The organism is Micromonospora sp. NPDC047134, assembly GCF_040643455.1.
Lineage (GTDB): Bacteria > Actinomycetota > Actinomycetes > Mycobacteriales > Micromonosporaceae > Micromonospora.
Genome location: NZ_JBEYUI010000001.1, coordinates 427,262 through 443,142 on the forward strand (window position 1 = coordinate 427,262; position 15,881 = coordinate 443,142).

The 15,881-nt window shown below is 71.9% G+C and carries 15 protein-coding genes; 11 read left to right on the plus strand and 4 right to left on the minus strand.

The genetic code is table 11. The features are described from left to right. Nucleotides 1-95 precede the first annotated feature (95 nt). The 4 genes from ABZ795_RS01805 to ABZ795_RS01820 are packed head-to-tail and all read left to right on the plus strand — an operon-like array spanning nucleotide 96 to nucleotide 5,297. Nucleotides 96-1,613, plus strand: coding sequence for an aspartate aminotransferase family protein (locus tag ABZ795_RS01805; RefSeq protein WP_357528314.1), 1,518 nt, complete (start codon nucleotides 96-98; stop codon nucleotides 1,611-1,613). Between the two features lie 35 nt (nucleotides 1,614-1,648). Next, nucleotides 1,649-2,929: a SidA/IucD/PvdA family monooxygenase gene (locus tag ABZ795_RS01810; RefSeq protein WP_357528316.1), complete on the plus strand. Its 1,281-nt coding sequence runs from the start codon at nucleotides 1,649-1,651 to the stop codon at nucleotides 2,927-2,929. Next, the gene (locus tag ABZ795_RS01815) at nucleotides 2,926-3,504 is read left to right on the plus strand and encodes a GNAT family N-acetyltransferase (protein ID WP_357528016.1); all 579 of its coding nucleotides are present in this window, start codon (nucleotides 2,926-2,928) and stop codon (nucleotides 3,502-3,504) included. The genes ABZ795_RS01810 and ABZ795_RS01815 overlap by 4 nt, the downstream gene beginning before the upstream one ends. Then, entirely contained in the window at nucleotides 3,501-5,297 is a 1,797-nt protein-coding gene (locus ABZ795_RS01820; protein ID WP_357528018.1) for an IucA/IucC family siderophore biosynthesis protein, read from the plus strand. The genes ABZ795_RS01815 and ABZ795_RS01820 overlap by 4 nt, the downstream gene beginning before the upstream one ends. A gap of 301 nt (nucleotides 5,298-5,598) precedes the next feature. On the opposite strand, the gene ABZ795_RS01825 is transcribed toward ABZ795_RS01820, so the two are convergent. Both ABZ795_RS01825 and ABZ795_RS01830 read right to left on the minus strand, forming a co-directional pair. After that, entirely contained in the window at nucleotides 5,599-6,603 is a 1,005-nt protein-coding gene (locus ABZ795_RS01825; RefSeq protein WP_357528020.1) for an aminoglycoside phosphotransferase family protein, read from the minus strand. 107 nt (nucleotides 6,604-6,710) lie between these two features. Continuing rightward, nucleotides 6,711-7,727, minus strand: a complete 1,017-nt coding sequence (locus ABZ795_RS01830) for a LacI family DNA-binding transcriptional regulator (protein ID WP_357528021.1) — start codon at nucleotides 7,725-7,727, stop codon at nucleotides 6,711-6,713. 183 nt (nucleotides 7,728-7,910) lie between these two features. Between ABZ795_RS01830 and ABZ795_RS01835 the strand changes: the two genes are divergently transcribed. From ABZ795_RS01835 to ABZ795_RS01845, 3 genes are read left to right on the plus strand one after another with little or no spacing between them, the layout of a single operon-like run. Further along, complete coding sequence (locus ABZ795_RS01835; RefSeq protein ID WP_357528023.1) at nucleotides 7,911-9,062, plus strand: Gfo/Idh/MocA family oxidoreductase; 1,152 nt, start codon at nucleotides 7,911-7,913, stop codon at nucleotides 9,060-9,062. Further along, a complete protein-coding gene (locus ABZ795_RS01840; protein ID WP_357528025.1) occupies nucleotides 9,059-10,213 on the plus strand; it encodes a dihydrodipicolinate synthase family protein in 1,155 nt (384 codons plus the stop codon). Before ABZ795_RS01835 ends, ABZ795_RS01840 begins: the two co-directional genes overlap by 4 nt. Continuing rightward, nucleotides 10,210-11,028, plus strand: a complete 819-nt coding sequence (locus ABZ795_RS01845; RefSeq protein ID WP_327026004.1) for a sugar phosphate isomerase/epimerase family protein — start codon at nucleotides 10,210-10,212, stop codon at nucleotides 11,026-11,028. The genes ABZ795_RS01840 and ABZ795_RS01845 overlap by 4 nt, the downstream gene beginning before the upstream one ends. Nucleotides 11,029-11,061: 33 nt before the next feature. Here the strand turns inward: ABZ795_RS01845 and ABZ795_RS01850 are convergent, their stop codons facing one another. Then, nucleotides 11,062-12,018, minus strand: coding sequence for a 5'-3' exonuclease (locus tag ABZ795_RS01850; protein ID WP_357528027.1), 957 nt, complete (start codon nucleotides 12,016-12,018; stop codon nucleotides 11,062-11,064). Nucleotides 12,019-12,053: 35 nt separating this feature from the next. Between ABZ795_RS01850 and ABZ795_RS01855 the strand changes: the two genes are divergently transcribed. After that, a complete protein-coding gene (locus tag ABZ795_RS01855) occupies nucleotides 12,054-12,434 on the plus strand; it encodes a VOC family protein (RefSeq protein WP_357528029.1) in 381 nt (126 codons plus the stop codon). A gap of 13 nt (nucleotides 12,435-12,447) precedes the next feature. Here the strand turns inward: ABZ795_RS01855 and ABZ795_RS01860 are convergent, their stop codons facing one another. Beyond that, the gene (locus ABZ795_RS01860; RefSeq protein WP_357528031.1) at nucleotides 12,448-12,660 is read right to left on the minus strand and encodes a hypothetical protein; all 213 of its coding nucleotides are present in this window, start codon (nucleotides 12,658-12,660) and stop codon (nucleotides 12,448-12,450) included. Nucleotides 12,661-12,837: 177 nt separating this feature from the next. Here ABZ795_RS01860 and ABZ795_RS01865 point away from each other — a divergent pair, with 177 nt between their 5' ends. From ABZ795_RS01865 to ABZ795_RS01875, 3 genes are read left to right on the plus strand one after another with little or no spacing between them, the layout of a single operon-like run. After that, nucleotides 12,838-13,953 (plus strand): Xaa-Pro peptidase family protein, encoded by a 1,116-nt coding sequence (locus tag ABZ795_RS01865; protein WP_357528033.1) that lies wholly within the window; start codon nucleotides 12,838-12,840, stop codon nucleotides 13,951-13,953. Beyond that, complete coding sequence (locus tag ABZ795_RS01870; protein WP_357528035.1) at nucleotides 13,950-15,092, plus strand: acyl-CoA dehydrogenase family protein; 1,143 nt, start codon at nucleotides 13,950-13,952, stop codon at nucleotides 15,090-15,092. Before ABZ795_RS01865 ends, ABZ795_RS01870 begins: the two co-directional genes overlap by 4 nt. A gap of 39 nt (nucleotides 15,093-15,131) precedes the next feature. After that, nucleotides 15,132-15,629: an Lrp/AsnC family transcriptional regulator gene (locus ABZ795_RS01875; RefSeq protein WP_327025998.1), complete on the plus strand. Its 498-nt coding sequence runs from the start codon at nucleotides 15,132-15,134 to the stop codon at nucleotides 15,627-15,629. Nucleotides 15,630-15,881: the final 252 nt, after the last annotated feature.

Below are 15,881 nucleotides of genomic sequence, written 5' to 3' on the forward strand. Positions count from 1 at the left end.
CCACCACCCGCATCGACACCAACCCGCCGCGCGCCGCGCGGGCGGCGGGTTCCGGCTGCCCGAAAACCGAACCGCCGAGCGTGGAGGACACGTCCATGACCCTGCCGGTGCACACCGCGACACCGCCGAGCGCCGCCCGAGCCCACCTGCTGCACGAGGGCACAGTCGACGACTACCGGGCCGCGGTGACAGCCGGTGCCGACCGGGTGGCCCGGCGGATCGCCACGGCGACCGGGCCGTTCACCGGGGTCCGGCCGGAGCAGTTGGCGCCGCTGGTGGCGGCGATCGACCTGGACCGGCCGCTGCGCGACACCACGGCCGCCCTGAACGAACTCGACGAGGTGTACCTGCGCGACGCGGTCTGGTTCCACCACCCCCGCTACCTGGCCCACCTCAACTGCCCGGTGGTCATCCCGGCCCTGCTCGGCGAGGCCGTGCTCAGCGCCGTCAACTCCTCGATGGACACCTGGGACCAGAGCGCCGGGGCCACCCTGATCGAACGGCGACTGATCGACTGGACCGCCGCCCGGATCGGTCTGGGCCCGGCCGCCGACGGAGTGTTCACCAGCGGCGGCACCCAGTCCAACCTGCACGCCCTGCTGCTGGCCCGGGAGGAGGCCCTGGCCGGGGCGGGCCCGACCGACCGTCGGATCCTCCTGCCCCACCTGCGGATCGTCACCTCGGCCGCCGGTCACTTCAGCGTGCAGAAGGCCGCCAAGCTGCTGGGCCTGGCCCCGGAGGCGGTCGTGGTGGTGCAGACCGGCCCGGACCGGCGGATGCGTCCCGGTGCCGTGGCCCACGAGATCAGCCGCTGCCGGCGGGCCGGCCTGACCGTGCTGGCGGTGGTCGCCACCGCCGGCACCACCGACTTCGGCACCATCGACCCCCTCGACGAGATCGCCGAGGTGTGCGCCACCTCCGGGGTGTGGCTGCACGTCGATGCCGCGTACGGCTGCGGATTGCTGGTCTCGCCCACCCGCCGGCACCTGCTGGACGGCATCGAACGGGCCGACTCGGTGACGGTCGACTACCACAAGTCCTTCTTCCAGCCGGTCAGCTCCAGCGCGGTGCTGGTCCGTGATCGGCGTACCCTGCGGCACGCCACCTGGCACGCCGACTACCTGAACCCGGCCCGGATGGTCAGCGAAGGCATCCCCAATCAGGTCGACAAGTCCCTGCAGACCACCCGCCGTTTCGACGCCCTCAAGCTCTGGCTGACCCTGCGGGTGATGGGCCCGGACGCCATCGGGGAACTGTTCGACGAGGTCTGCGACCGGGCCGCCCAGGCCTGGCAGATGGCCGGCGCCGACCCCCGCTTCGAGGTGCTGACCCCCTCGGCGCTGAGCACGGTGGTGTTCCGCTGGCGGCCCGCCGGCACCCCGGCGCACCTGGCCGACGCGGCGAACCTGCACGCCCGGTCGGCGCTGGCCGCCTCCGGCCTGGCCGTGGTCGCCGGCACCCGGGTCGACGGTCGGCAGTACCTCAAGTTCACCGTGCTCAACCCGAGGACCAGCATCGACGACGTGGCGTACGTGCTCGACCTGATCGCCGAACACGCCGGCCGATACGCCCACACCGCGTCCACTTTGGACCTCTCTTGTCCGGTGGGCTGAACATGTCGACGCCGAACCCCAGCCTGGAGGGCCGGATGGACAGCTACGACCTCATCGGGATCGGTCTGGGCCCGTACAACCTGGGCCTGGCCTGCCTGACCGCGCCGCTCGCCGAGATTGACGCGCTGTTCCTGGAGGCCCGCGACGACGTCTCCTGGCACCCCGGCATGTTGCTGGAGTCCTCCCGGTTGCAGACCCCCTTCCTGGCCGACCTGGTCACCCTGGCCGACCCCACCTCGCCGTACTCCTTCCTGGCCTACCTGAAGGAGATCGGTCGGCTCTACCCCTTCTACATCCGGGAGAGCTTCTTCCCGCTGCGCGCCGAGTACGACGCCTACTGCCGGTGGGCCGCCGCCAAGTTGCCCAACCTGCGCTTCGGTCACCAGGTCACCAGCGTCGAGTACGACCCGTCCAGCGAGCAGTATCTGGTCACCGCCACGGTCGGCGGCGACACCGTCACCCACCGGGCCCGGCACCTGGTGCTCGGCACCGGCACCCCGCCGTACCTGCCGCAGGCCTGCGCCGGGTTGGACTCCGACGCGGTGCACAACTCCCGCTACCTGGAACACCGCGAGGCCCTGCGGGCCAAGGACAGCATCACCATCGTCGGCAGCGGGCAGAGCGCCGCCGAGATCTACCACGACCTGCTCTCCGACATCGGCACGTACGGCTACCAGCTGAACTGGGTGACCCGCTCACCCCGGTTCTTCCCGCTGGAATACACCAAGCTGACCCTGGAGATGACCTCACCGGACTACGTGGACTACTTCCACGCCCTGCCCGAGCAGACCCGCTACGACCTGGAGGCCGAGCAGAAGGCGCTGTTCAAGGGCATCTCCGCCGACCTGGTCAACGACATCTTCGACCTGCTCTACGCCACCAGCGTGCCCGGCCCGGTGAACACCCGACTGTTGACCAACACCGAGCTGACTCAGGTCACCTACGACCGGTCCACCGGCCGGCACACCCTGCGGCTGCGCCATGTCGAGCAGGGACGGGAGCACACCCTGGACACCGAGGGGCTGGTGCTGGCCACCGGCTACCGCTACCAGGTGCCGGCCTTCTGCGACCCGATCCGGGACCGGCTGCGCTTCGACTCCCACGGCCGTCTCGACCCGGCCCGCAACTACAGTGTCGACCACACCGGGCGGGGGATCTTCCTCCAGAACGGCGGCACCCACACCCACAGCATCACCTCACCGGATCTGGGCATGGGCCCGTACCGCAACTCCTGGATCATCCGGGAGCTGCTCGGCCGGGAGGTGTACCCGATCGAGAAGTCGATCACCTTCCAGGAGTTCGGGGTGCCGGCGTGAGCGACCTCGTGCACACCCGGATCGACCCGGTGCTGGGGGAGTTCGCCCTGCGTACCCTCGAGGTGGCCGCCGACGCCCCGCTGCTGCACCGCTGGGTGACCCACCCCAAGGCGGGGTTCTGGCTGATGCAGGACGCCGACCTGGCCGCGGTGATCGAGGAGTACGAGCGGATCGCCGCCCACCCGCACCACGAGGCCTTCCTGGGGCTGTGGCGGGGCGAGCCGGCCTTCCTCGCCGAACGGTACGACCCGGCCCAGGTCGAGTTGGTCGGGCTCTACCAGGCCCAGCCCGGTGACGTGGGCATGCACTTCCTCTGCGCCCCCGCCGAGACCCCGGTGCACGGCTTCACCCGCGCCGTGATCACCACGGTGATGTCCTGGCTGTTCGCCGACCCCACCACCGTCCGGGTGGTGGTCGAGCCGGACCTCCGCAACACCGCCGTGCACGCACTCAACGCGGCCGTCGGCTTCGAGGTGATCGGGCCGATCGCCAAGCCGGAGAAGCAGGCCCTGCTGAGCATCTGCACCCGCGAGCGGTTCCTCGCCGCCACCCGTGACCAAGGAGCAACCCTGTGACCACCCTCGACCCGGTAGCTCACCTGCGCCCGCAGACCTGGGAGCGGGCCAACCGGCTGCTGGTGCGCAAGGCCCTGGCCGAGTTCGCCCACGAACGGCTGATCACCCCCGAACCGCAGGGCCCGGCCGCCGCAGGCCGCCGGTGGTACGCGGTGACCAGCGACTGCGGCATGGTCCACTACCGGTTCGCCGCCCGGCTGCGCACCCTGGAGCACTGGGACATCGACCCGGACAGCATCACCCGGCACCGCGACGGGGAACTCCACCCCCTCGACGCGGTCGACCTCTGCCTGGAGCTGCGTACCTCCCTGGGGCTCAGCGACCGGATCCTGCCGGTCTACCTGGAGGAGATCAACTCCACCCTGGCCGGCAGCGCCTACAAGCTGGACCGGGCCCTGCCGGGGGCGGCGAAACTGATCGAGGCCGACTTCCAGACCATCGAGACCTCGATGACGGAGGGACATCCCTGCTTCGTGGCCAACAACGGCCGCCTCGGCTTCGGGGTCGACGAATACCACCGTTACGCCCCGGAGGCCGCCCGGCCGGTACGCCTGATCTGGCTGGCCGCCCACCGCGACCACGCCACCTTCACCAGCGCCGCCGACCTGGACTACGACACCCTGCTCCGCACCGAACTGGGCGAGGCGACCCTGGCCCGGTTCGCCGAGACCATGGCCGCCCTCGGCCTGGACCTGGCCGACTACCTGCTCATTCCGGTGCACCCCTGGCAGTGGTGGAACAAGCTGTCGGTCACCTTCGCCGGCGAGGTGGCCCGCCGCCGCCTGGTGCACCTCGGCGAAAGCGACGACGACTACCTGGCCCAGCAGTCCATCCGCACCTTCTTCAACCTCAGCGCCCCCCACCGGCACTACGTCAAGACCGCGCTGTCCGTGCTGAACATGGGCTTCATGCGGGGCCTGTCGGCGGCGTACATGGAGGCCACCCCGGCCATCAACGACTGGCTGGCCGACCTGATCGCCGCCGACGAGGTGTTCCAGACCACCGGCCTGACGATCCTGCGGGAGCGGGCCGCGGTCGGCTACCGCCACCGGCAGTACGAGGCCGCCACCGACCGCTACTCGCCGTACCGCAAGATGCTGGCCGCGCTGTGGCGGGAGAGCCCGGTGCCGGGGCTGGCCGACGGAGAGCGACTGGCCACCATGGCCTCCCTGCTGCACCTCGACGCCGAGGGCCGGTCCTTCGCCGCCGAACTGATCACCGCCTCCGGGCTGGCGCCGGCGCAATGGCTACGCCGCTACCTGCACGCCTACCTGACCCCCCTGCTGCACGCCTTCTACGCCTACGACCTGGCCTTCATGCCGCACGGCGAGAACGTCATCCTGGTGCTGCGCGACCACGCCGTACAGCGGGTGATCTTCAAGGACATCGCCGAGGAGATCGTGGTGATGAGCACCGAGGCGACTTTGCCCCCGGCGGTCGAACGGATCCGGGCCGAGGTGCCGGAGGAGATGAAGCTGCTGTCGATCTTCACCGACGTCTTCGACTGCTTCCTCCGGTTCCTCGGCGCCACCCTCGCCGACCAGGGCACCCTCGACGAGGAGACCTTCTGGCGTACGGTCGCCGACTGCGCCACCGACTACGCCGCCCGGGTGCCCCACCTGGCCGACCGGCTGGCCCGCTACGACCTGTTCGCCCCCGAGTTCGCCCTGTCCTGCCTCAACCGGCTGCAACTGCGCGACAACCAGCAGATGGTCGACCTGGCCGACCCCTCGGCCGCTCTGCAACTCGTCGGCGCCCTCACCAACCCCCTCGCCCGCCACGCATCATCCTGACGCCGCAGCGTCAACTGGTGGCTGAGTCGTCGTCGCGCCCTCCGGGGCAGGGGGTACGGGCTGGCCCTGTCGAGCTGAGAGCGTGAACGGATCGCGCGGCGGGCGGCAGCGGGCTATGAACTACAGCTCCGATTGCACCCTGGGTCCTATCGGCCTTGCGATAGCACCGACGAATCAGCTCGACAGTGCCCGAAGTGGGTACCCGGCGGCCGGCTGCGCCCGACCGGTGGCCTGCTGTCCGCGCCCCGCCCGGGCGGCCATGACACGGATTCGAGTGGCGTGTGGTCCGGGCACACCTCTGTCAGGGGCGACTCAGGTCCGTCAGGTCTCGGTCGAGTAGCTCGGCTAGCAGGGTGTGTCGGCCGGGGTCGTTGTCCACGGTGATGCCCCGGCTGGGCATCTCCACGGTCATCAGCAGGTGCAGGTGCATCCGGTACAACGCCAACCGGCGGCGTACCCCCTCGTCGAAGACCAGCGGGGTGCCGGTGGTGTCGGCGTAGCCGCGCAGGAACGGATGCTCCGGCTCGTCCTCGGCGCGCCGTAACTGCAGGGGGGAGACCAGGTCCAGCATCGGGTCGCCGTAGAGGAACCGTTCGCCGTCGACCAGCCCGCACATCCGGTACGTCCCGTGCTCGTCCGGCGCGGCCAGCACGTTGCCGTCCCAGCCGTCGTAGTGCAGCAGGGCGGGTCGGCGCACCTGGTCGAGCAGGTCGGCGTGCCGGGCCAGCAGCTCGCGGAACCGCTGCGGCGGGGCGGGAAGGGTCACCTCCCAGTCCGCGGCGTCGGCCAGCAGATCCTCGATGATCGCCGTGAAGGCCGTCGACCAGGTCTCGCCGCCGGTGCGGCCGTCGTCGTAGCCGAACCGGTCGCCGGTGATCCGGTGCAGGGTGGCCATCGCGGCCCCGAAGTCGTAGCGTGCGCCCTCGTCGGCGCCGTCCAGGTCGGGCAGGGCCCGGCCGGGCAGCCGGCCGGTGACCAGCCATTCGCCGAGGCGAGGGTCGTGACCGTGGTGCAGCACCGGGGGCACCGGCACCTGCGGGGCCCGGGCGGCGACCAGCCGGAAGTAGCGAGCCTCCGCGGCGAGCATCCCGGCCTCGTAGCGCAGCAGCGGCACCTGCGGCGGCGGCCCGACCTTCAGGACGACCTGCGCGCCGTCGTCCAGGCGTACCCACCAGACCGTGGCGAAGCCGCCGCCGGTCAGCGGCCCGCAGTCGGCCACCTGACGCGCACCGGAGAAGGAGGCCGCGATGTAGTCGGCCACCTCGGTGGGGGTGAGGACCTGCTGGGTGGGGCTCAGCGGCGACACCGGCACAGGATAGGTGCCGATGCCGCCGCCGCGCCGCCCCGCGCTCAGGTCACCACACCGGTCAGCACCGGCTCTTCCTGGTCGAAGTGCAGCTCGTTCCGCGCACCTCAGCCCGGTGGCGGCCCGGAGCTGTCTCGGCGGACCAGCTCGGCGGCCAGGGTCTCCGCCCGGGGCGCGGCGGAGCCGCCGTCCAGGGCCAGGGCCATCGCCCGGGCCCCCATCTCGACCAGCGGCAGCCGGATCGTGGTCAGGGCCGGGGTGACATCGCGGGCCATCGGCATGTCGTCGAAGCCGAACACGCTGACCTGGTCGGGTACCGCGATCGATCGGGACCGCAGCACCGACAGGGCGCCGATGGCCATCGAGTCGTTCAGCGCCGCGATCGCGGTCAGCGCGGGCTCAGCGTCCAGCAGGGCGGCCGTGGCCTCCGCACCGCTGTCCCGGTCGAAGTCGGCGTACCGGACGAGCTGCTCCGGTAGTTGTCGGCCGTGTTCGGCCAGCGCCTGGCGCAGCCCGGTCAGCCGGTCCGTGGTGGTGGTCAGCACCCGGGGGCCGGCCACCACCCCGATCCGCCGGTGGCCGAGGCGGCAGATCTCCTGCCCGAGCAGCCGGGCGCCGTCGCGGTTGTCCGGCATCACCGCGTCACCGGAGTGTTCGTGGCGACCGATCACCGCTACTCGGCCCCCGGTGGCCTCGTACGCGGCCAGCTTGCCGTTCAGCAGGGTCGTGAACTCGGGATCGTGGTAGCCGGAGCCGGCCAGGATGATGGCGGCCACCTGCTGTCCGCGCAGCAGCTCGACGTACTCCAGCTCCCGCTCCGGGTCCCGGTAGCTGTTGCAGATCATCAGCAGCCGCCCCTGGTCGGTGGCGACCCGTTGCAGCCCTCGGGTGATCTCGGAGAAGTACGGATCGGAGACGTCGTGCACGATGACCCCGACGGCGCCCCGGTGGGAGCGGGCCAGCAATTGGGCGTGGGCGTTGGGCACGTACTGCAACTCGGCGACGGCCTGCAGGACCCGTTCGCGCAGCTCGTCGGTGACCGGCTTGCTGCTGCCGTTGATCACTCGGGAGGCCGTGGCGGGGGAGACTCCCGCCCGCCGCGCCACATCGGACAGCGTCGCCACCGGCGTCCCCTCCCGTGTCGCGTCGGCCGTGCCTGCGACGGCCAGCGTCACCGTACCGCAGGGGGTGTCGCGGGCCGTCGGACGGTTGCGCAGCCCCAGCCGACAGGAAAGCCCTTGCCTGTCGGCTGGGGCTAGCTCTAGGCTCGCAGGAAAGCGCTTACCTGCCATCGCGGAAGGACCCCCATGACCCGCAGGTCGATCGGCATCATCGTCAACGGCGTCACCGGCCGGATGGGTTACCGGCAGCATCTGGTGCGTTCCCTGCTGGCCATCCGGGACGCCGGTGGCCTGCCCCTGGCCGACGGCACCACCATCTGGCCGCACCTGGTCCTGGTCGGACGCAGCGAGACCAAGCTGCGCGAGATCGCCCAACGGCACGGCCTGGAGGACTGGACCACCGACCTGGCGGCGGCCCTGGCCCGCGACGACGTCGAGATCTACTTCGACGCCCAGGTCACCCAGCAGCGGGAGAAGGCCATCCGGGCGGCCATCGAGGCCGGCAAGCACATCTACACCGAGAAGCCCCTGGCCGCCGACACCGCCGCCGCCCTGGACCTGGCCCGGGCGGCCCGCTCCGCCGGGGTACGCACCGGGGTGGTGCAGGACAAGCTGTTCCTGCCCGGCCTGCGCAAACTCAAGCGACTGCTCGACGGCGGCTTCTTCGGCCAGGTGCTGTCGGTGCGTGGCGAGTTCGGCTACTGGGTCTTCGAGGGCGACTGGCAGCCCGCCCAGCGCCCCTCGTGGAACTACCGGGCCTCCGACGGCGGCGGCATCGTGGTGGACATGTTCCCGCACTGGCACTACGTGCTGGCGGAGCTGTTCGGCGAGGTGCGCTCGGTCTCCGCCACCATCGCCACCCACATCTCGCGTCGGGTCGACGAGGCCGGCCGGCCCTACCCGGCCACCGCGGACGACGCCGCGTACGCCGTCTTCGAACTGGCCGGTGGGGTGATCGCCCAGCTCAACTCCTCCTGGGCGGTGCGGGTGTTCCGCGACGAACTCGTCGAGTTCCAGGTCGACGGCACCGAGGGCAGCGCGGTCGCGGGGCTGCGCCGCTGCCGGGTGCAGCACCGGGCCATCACCCCGAAACCGGTGTGGAACCCCGACCTGCCGGTCACCGAGGACTTCCGGGCCCAGTGGTCCGAGGTGCCGGACAACGAGGACTTCGACAACGGCTTCAAGGTGCAGTGGGAGGCCTTCCTGCGGCATGTCGTGGCCGGTGAGCCCTTCCGGTGGGATTTCCTGGCCGGTGCCCAGGGGGTGCAGTTGGCCGAGTTGGGGCTGCGCTCGGCCCGCGAGGGCCGCCGCATCGAGGTGCCGGAGCTGTCGCTGTGAGCGGCACGAGCGTCACCCTGCCCGGCGGACGGCGACTGCGGCTGGCCGGGGGGACCGGGCATCCGCGCCCCGACGGCCCGCCGCGCAGCCGCATCGCGTACGCCGCCGCGCATGTGGTCGCCGACCCGGGGGCGGACAACACCCCGGGCACCTCGGCCACCCTCGACTGGGACCGCACCCTGGCCTTCCGCGAGCACCTCTGGTCGTACGGGCTGGGGGTGGCCGAGGCGATGGACACCGCCCAGCGGGGCATGGGCCTGGACTATCCGACCACCCGGGAGCTGATCCGGCGCAGCGCCGCGCGGGCCCGCGCGGTCGGCGGCCGGATCGTCGCCGGGGTAGCCACCGACCAGTTGCCGCCCGGCCCGGCCACCCTGGCCGAGGTCACCGCCGCCTACCACGAGCAGCTGGCCGACGTGCAGGCCGCCGGTGCCGTGCCGGTGCTGATGTGCAGCCGCCACCTGGCCGCCGCCGCCCGACACACCGAGGACTACCTGCGGGTGTACGACGAGCTGCTGACCGCCGCCGAGGGCCCGGTGGTGCTGCACTGGCTGGGCCCGATGTTCGACCCGGCGTTGACCGGCTACTGGGGCTCGACCGACCTGGACCTGGCCGCCGACACCGTCATCGAGCTGATCAAGGCCCACGCCGCCCGGGTGGACGGCATCAAGATGTCCCTGCTGGACGCCGGTCGGGAGGTGGCGCTGCGTCGGCGGCTGCCCGCCGGGGTGCGGCTCTACACCGGCGACGACTTCCACTATCCGGAGCTGATCCGGGGGGACGAGGCCGGGCACTCCGACGCCCTGCTGGGGGTCTTCGCCGCGATCGCCCCGGCCGCCGCCGCAGCCCTGGCCGCCCTGGATCGAGAGGACCTGACCGGGTACGACGAGATCCTCGCCCCTACCGTGCCGCTGGCCCGGCACCTGTTCGCCGCCCCCACCTGGTACTACAAGACCGGCATCGTCTTCCTGGCCTGGCTGACCGGCCACCAGGACCACTTCACCATGGTCGGCGGCCTGCAGTCCGGCCGGTCCCCGGAGCACCTGGCCACCCTGCTGGCCCTGGCCGAGGAGGCCGGTCTGCTCCCGGACGCCGACCTGGCCGCCGCCCGCGCCCGGGCCTTCTTCACGGTCGCCGGGGTGGCCCAGTGACCGCCGACCGTACGGCGCTGTGCCGCTTCTCCCTGAACCAGGCCACCACCCAACACTGGCCGCTGCCCGAGGCGGTGGCCGGTTGCGTGGCCGCCGGGGTGCCCGGCATCGGGCTGTGGCGGGAACCGGTGGCCGAGTACGGCCTGACCCGCACCGCCGACCTGGTCCACGACGCCGGGCTGGCGGTGACCACCCTGTGCCGGGGCGGCTTCTTCAACACAAAGGACTGGCGCGACGACAACCTGCGGGCCATCGAGGAGGCCGCCACCCTGGGCGCACCCGTGCTGGTGCTGGTCTCCGGCGGGCTACCGGAGGGCAGCAAGGACCTCGACGGGGCTCGGGCCCGGGTGGCCGACGCGATCGCCGAACTGGCCCCGCACGCCGATGCCGCCGGGGTCACCCTAGCCATCGAACCCCTGCACCCGATGTTCAGTGCCGACCGCTGCGTCATCTCCACCCTGGGCCAGGCCCTGGACATCGCCGAACGGTTCGACCCCGGGGTGGTCGGGGTGGTGGTGGACGCCTACCACGTCTGGTGGGACGACACCGTGTACGCGCAGATCGCCCGGGCGGGGGAGTGGATCGCCTCCTTCCAGATCTGCGACTGGATCACCCCCCTGCCGGAGGGGGTGCTGCTCGGCCGGGCCCTGCCCGGCGAGGGCTGCATCGAACTGCGGCGGCTGCGGGAGGCGGTCGACGCGGCCGGCTACACCGGCCCGATCGAGGTGGAGGTCTTCAACGCCGAGGTCTGGGCCCGCCCCGGCGACCAGGTCCTGGCCGCCTCGATCGACGGCTACCTGCGCGAGGTGGCCTGACCGGCCCGTGCACTGCCGACGAGGGAAGGGTGACTACTCGGTGTCTCGGGCGGCCAAAGCGTCGACCAGGCGGCGGGTGGAGCCGGCCAGGTTCCACCGCTGGGCCAGGTCGAGGAGCCGCTCCGGGTCGGCGGGGGCGGTCGGCAACTCGGTGGGCAGCGGCGGCAGCGGCACGTCCAGGGCCACCCGGACCACCTTCGGGGCCACCGCCAGGTAGTCCCGGGCGGCGGCCAGCTTGGTCCGCAGCCCGGGTGCGAAGCCGGAGGCCGGGTCGTCCAGGGCGGCCAGGATGCCGGCGATGTCGCCGTACCGGTCGATCAGCCGGGCGGCGGTCTTCTCCCCGACCCCGGCCACCCCGGGCAGCCCGTCGCTGGGGTCCCCGCGCAGGGCGGCGAACTCGGCGTACCGGTCGGCCGGCACCCCGTACCGGGTCCGCACGGCGTCGTCGTCGCAGTCCTCCAGTTTGGCTACCCCTCGGCCGATGTAGAGCAGCCGCACCCCGCGGGCGTCGTCGATCAACTGGAACAGGTCACGGTCGCCGGAGACCACCTCCACCGGCCCGGGTTGGGTGACCGAGAGGGTGCCGAGCACGTCGTCGGCCTCGTAACCGGCCGCCCCGACCACGGTGATCCCCACCGCCTCCAGCACGTCGAGGATCATCGGCACCTGGGGGGTCAGGGTGTCCGGCACGACCTCACCGCCCTCGGGGGCCACCCGGTGCGCCTTGTACGACGGCAGCAGGGCGACCCGCCAGTCCGGTCGCCAGTCGTGGTCCATCGCGCACACCATCCGCCCCGGGCGGCGGGTCCGCACCAGTTGGGCGAGCATGTCCAGGAAGCCGCGTACGGCGTTGACCGGCTGGCCCTGCGCGGTCTTCGCGGCGGACTCCGGAATGCCGAAGTAGGCGCGGAAGTAGAGACTGGGGGCGTCGATGAGCATGATCGGGGTCTGCGGTGCCACGCTCGATAGCCTGGCACACCGCACCGACATTCGGCGTTTCCGGCACGACCGACCAGGAGGACCAGATGCCCTTATCCACCCGGTTGACGCTGACCACGGTCAACCTGGACACTCCCGACCCGGCCGCGCTGGCCCGCTTCTACCTGCGGCTGCTGGACTGGGAGATCGGTGTCGAGGAGGCCGACGACGTCATCCTGCGTGACCCCGAGGGCGGGGTGGGGCTGTCCTTCCAGCGGGAACGGGCGTACGTGCGCCCCACCTGGCCGGCCGAGCCGGGTCGGCAGCAGATGTCGATGCACCTGGAGATCGGCGTGGCGGATCTGGACGCCGCCCTGGATCATGCCCTGGCCTGCGGGGCGACCCTGGCCGACTATCAGCCGCAGGACGACGTCCGGGTCTGCCTGGACCCGGACGGTCATCCCTTCTGTCTGTGGTTGATGTCCTGAGTCGACATCCGGGTCAGCTCGTGGCGCGTCGCCGTCTGACGGCGTACGGCAGCACGAACAGGTACAACCCGGTGAGCAGGAGTACGGCCAGGGGGAGCAGCGGCAGGTAGAAGACCCACTCGACGGGTTCGGCCCGGGTGGCGGCGACGAAGGCGGCGATGACGGTCACCACGAAGGTGACCGAGATCCATCGATGGGTCTGTCGGACTATGGTGTTCCAGCGCATGGCGACCTCCAGCGGAGACGAGCTGCCCGGCCGGCGTGTGACGCCGAGCGGGATGTCCTGAAGGTCAGCTTGCTGCGTCGCGGCGTGAAGTGCTTCTCGATTCCTGACCGGTCGGGGGGAACCCCCGCGGCGTGACCGTCCACCGGTCCGCCCCCAAACGACCGTTAAGCTGTCCGGGTGGGAATCGACGAACTGTACCCGCCGCAGCGGCTGGTAGCCGCGCAGCGCGCCATCGCCACCGCCGGCCTGGACGCTCTGCTGCTCAGCCCCGGCTCCGACCTGCGCTACCTCACCGGGTACGACGCGCACGCCGGCGAGCGGCTGACCCTGCTGGTGCTGCCCGCCGAGGGTGAGCCGACCCTGATCGTGCCTACTCTGGAACGACCGGCGGCCGAGGCCTCCCCGGCACCGGCCACCGGGGTACGCATCATCGACCACACCGACGGCACCGACCCGTACCCGCTGGTGACCGCGGCCCTGGGCGGGTCGGTCGAGGCGGTGGGACTGGCCGACCGGATGTGGGCCGAGCAGGTCCTGGCCCTGCGTGCCGCGTTGCCCGGCGCCCACCAGCGGCTGGCCTCCGAGGTGCTGCGGGAGTTGCGGATCGTCAAGTCACCGGCGGAGGTGGCCGCATTGGCCGAGGCCGGTGCGGCCATCGACTCGGTGCACGAGCGGATGGGCGAGTGGCTGCGGCCGGGGCGTACCGAGGCGGAGGTGGCCGCGGACATCGCCGCGGCGATCCGGGCCGCCGGGCACGTCACGGTCGACTTCGTCATCGTCGCCGCCGGGCCGAACGGGGCCAGCCCGCACCACGGCACCAGTGACCGGCCGATCGGGGCGGGGGAGCCGGTGGTGGTGGACATCGGCGGCACCATGCCCTCCGGTTACCGCTCCGACTGCACCCGCACCTTCGTGGCCGGTGGCCGCCCACCGGCGGAGTTCGTCGACTACTACACCGTGCTGCGGGACGCCCAGCAGGCCGCCGTGGCGGCCGTCCGGCCGGGGGTGAGCGCCGAGGCGGTCGACACGGCCGCCCGCGAGCCGATCGCCGCCGCCGGGTACGGCGAGGCCTTCCTGCACCGCACCGGCCACGGCATCGGCCTGGACGGTCACGAGGAGCCCTACCTGGTGGCCGGCAACGACCGTCCGCTGGCCGCCGGGATGGCCTTCTCGGTGGAACCGGGGATCTACCTGGCCGGGCGGCACGGGGCCCGGATCGAGGACATCGTGGTCTGCACCCCCGAGGGCGTACGCCGGCTGAACACCACCACCACGGAGCTGATCGAGCTATGACCGTCGAGCGGATCCTGCCCACCGACGAGGCCCACGACCTGCTGGAGTTGGCCACCGAACTCGCCGACCGGGAACTCGCCCCCAAGGCGGTCGAGTACGAGCAGCGCGCCGAGTTCCCCCGGGAGACCCTGCGCACCCTGGGCCGGGCCGGCCTGCTGGGGCTGCCCTACCCCGAGGAGTACGGCGGTGCCGCCCAGCCCTACGAGGTGTACCTGCAGGTGCTGGAGATCCTGGCCGGGCGCTGGCTGGCCGCCGCCGAGGCGGTCAGCGTGCACACCCTGTCCTGCTACCCGGTCGCCGCCTTCGGCACCGAGGCCCAGCGGGAGCTGCTGCCGGACATGATCGGCGGGGAGCTGCTGGGCGCGTACTGCCTCTCCGAGCCCCAGGGGGGTTCGGACGCCGCGGCCCTGACCACCAGGGCGGTCCGCGACGGCGAGGAGTACGTCGTCACCGGCACCAAGGCCTGGATCACCCACGCCCACACGGCCGACTTCTACAACATCTTCTGCCGCACCGGCGGCCCCGGCCCGAAGGGCATCTCCTGCCTGCTGGCCGACCGGGGCACCCCCGGCATCGCCCCGCAGGCCGCCGAACGCACCATGGGGCTGCGCTCCTCCCCGGTGGCGCAACTGGTCTTCGAAGAGGCCCGGGTGCCGGCCGAGCGGCTGATCGGCGGCGAGGGCAAGGGCTTCACCATCGCCATGGCCGCGCTGGACTCCGGTCGGCTCGGCATCGCCGCCTGCGCGGTGGGGCTGGCCCAGGCGGCGCTGGACTACGCGGTGCAGTACGCCCGGGAGCGCCGGCAGTTCGGGCGGGCGATCATCGACTTCCAGGGCCTCGGCTTCATCCTGGCGGACATGGCCACCCAGATCTCCGCCGCCCGGGCGTTGATGTTGGCCGCGGCCCGGCTGCGCGACGCCGGCCGGCCGTACTCGGTGGAGGCGGCCAAGGCGAAGCTGTTCGCCTCCGACGTGGCGATGCGGGTGACCACCGAGGCCGTGCAGGTGCTCGGCGGGGCCGGCTATGTGGCCGACCACCCGGTGGAGCGTTACTTCCGGGAGGCGAAGGTGTTGCAGATCGTCGAGGGCACCAACCAGATTCAGCGGATGGTGATCTCCCGGGCCCTGGCCAAGGGGTGAACGTCGCACATCGGGCGCATTCCGGGTAGGTTGCACGCCGTGGAGGAGATCGATCGGGCCATCGTCGCGGCGTTGACCGCGGACGGTCGGCTGTCGTACACGGACCTTGCGGAGCGGGTCGGCCTGTCGGTCTCGGCCGTGCACCAGCGGGTCCGTCGGCTGGAGCAGCGCGGGGTCATCAAGGGGTACGCGGCCCGGGTCTCCTTCGAGGCCCTGGACCTGCCGCTGACCGCCTTCGTGGCGATCCGGCCCTTCGATCCCTCGCAGCCGGACGACGCCCCGGAACGGCTGGCCCACCTGCCGGAGATCGACTCCTGCTACTCGGTGGCCGGTGAGGACTTCTACCTGCTGCTGGTGCGGGTGGCCGGGCCGGGGGACCTGGAACGGGTGCTCCAGGAGATCAGGACTTCGGCCAATGTGACGACCAGGACGACAGTGGTGCTCTCCACCCCGTACGAGCACCGCCCGCCCAAGGCCGCCCAGCCGATCGAGCAACCCAGGCCGCGGGGCGTCCCCGCCGAGCCTTCCGGTTCCTAGCCGGAGGGCTCGCGAGGGGGCGGTCCGGGGTCGGCGGTGATCAGCCGAGGCGATTGTGTGAAATGGGACGAGATGATCAAGAACATCCGACCCCGGTTCAGTGAACTCACGGGATGCGGAGCTAGGATCCATCCCTGATTCGGCGGAAGTGCGACCCGATCGTGAGCGGCGCGAGCCGATCTGCGGCGTGCCTGCCGGCGCCGCGGCACGGTCTCGTCAGGTGTGTCGTCAAGGGGAGGATTGAGATGTTCC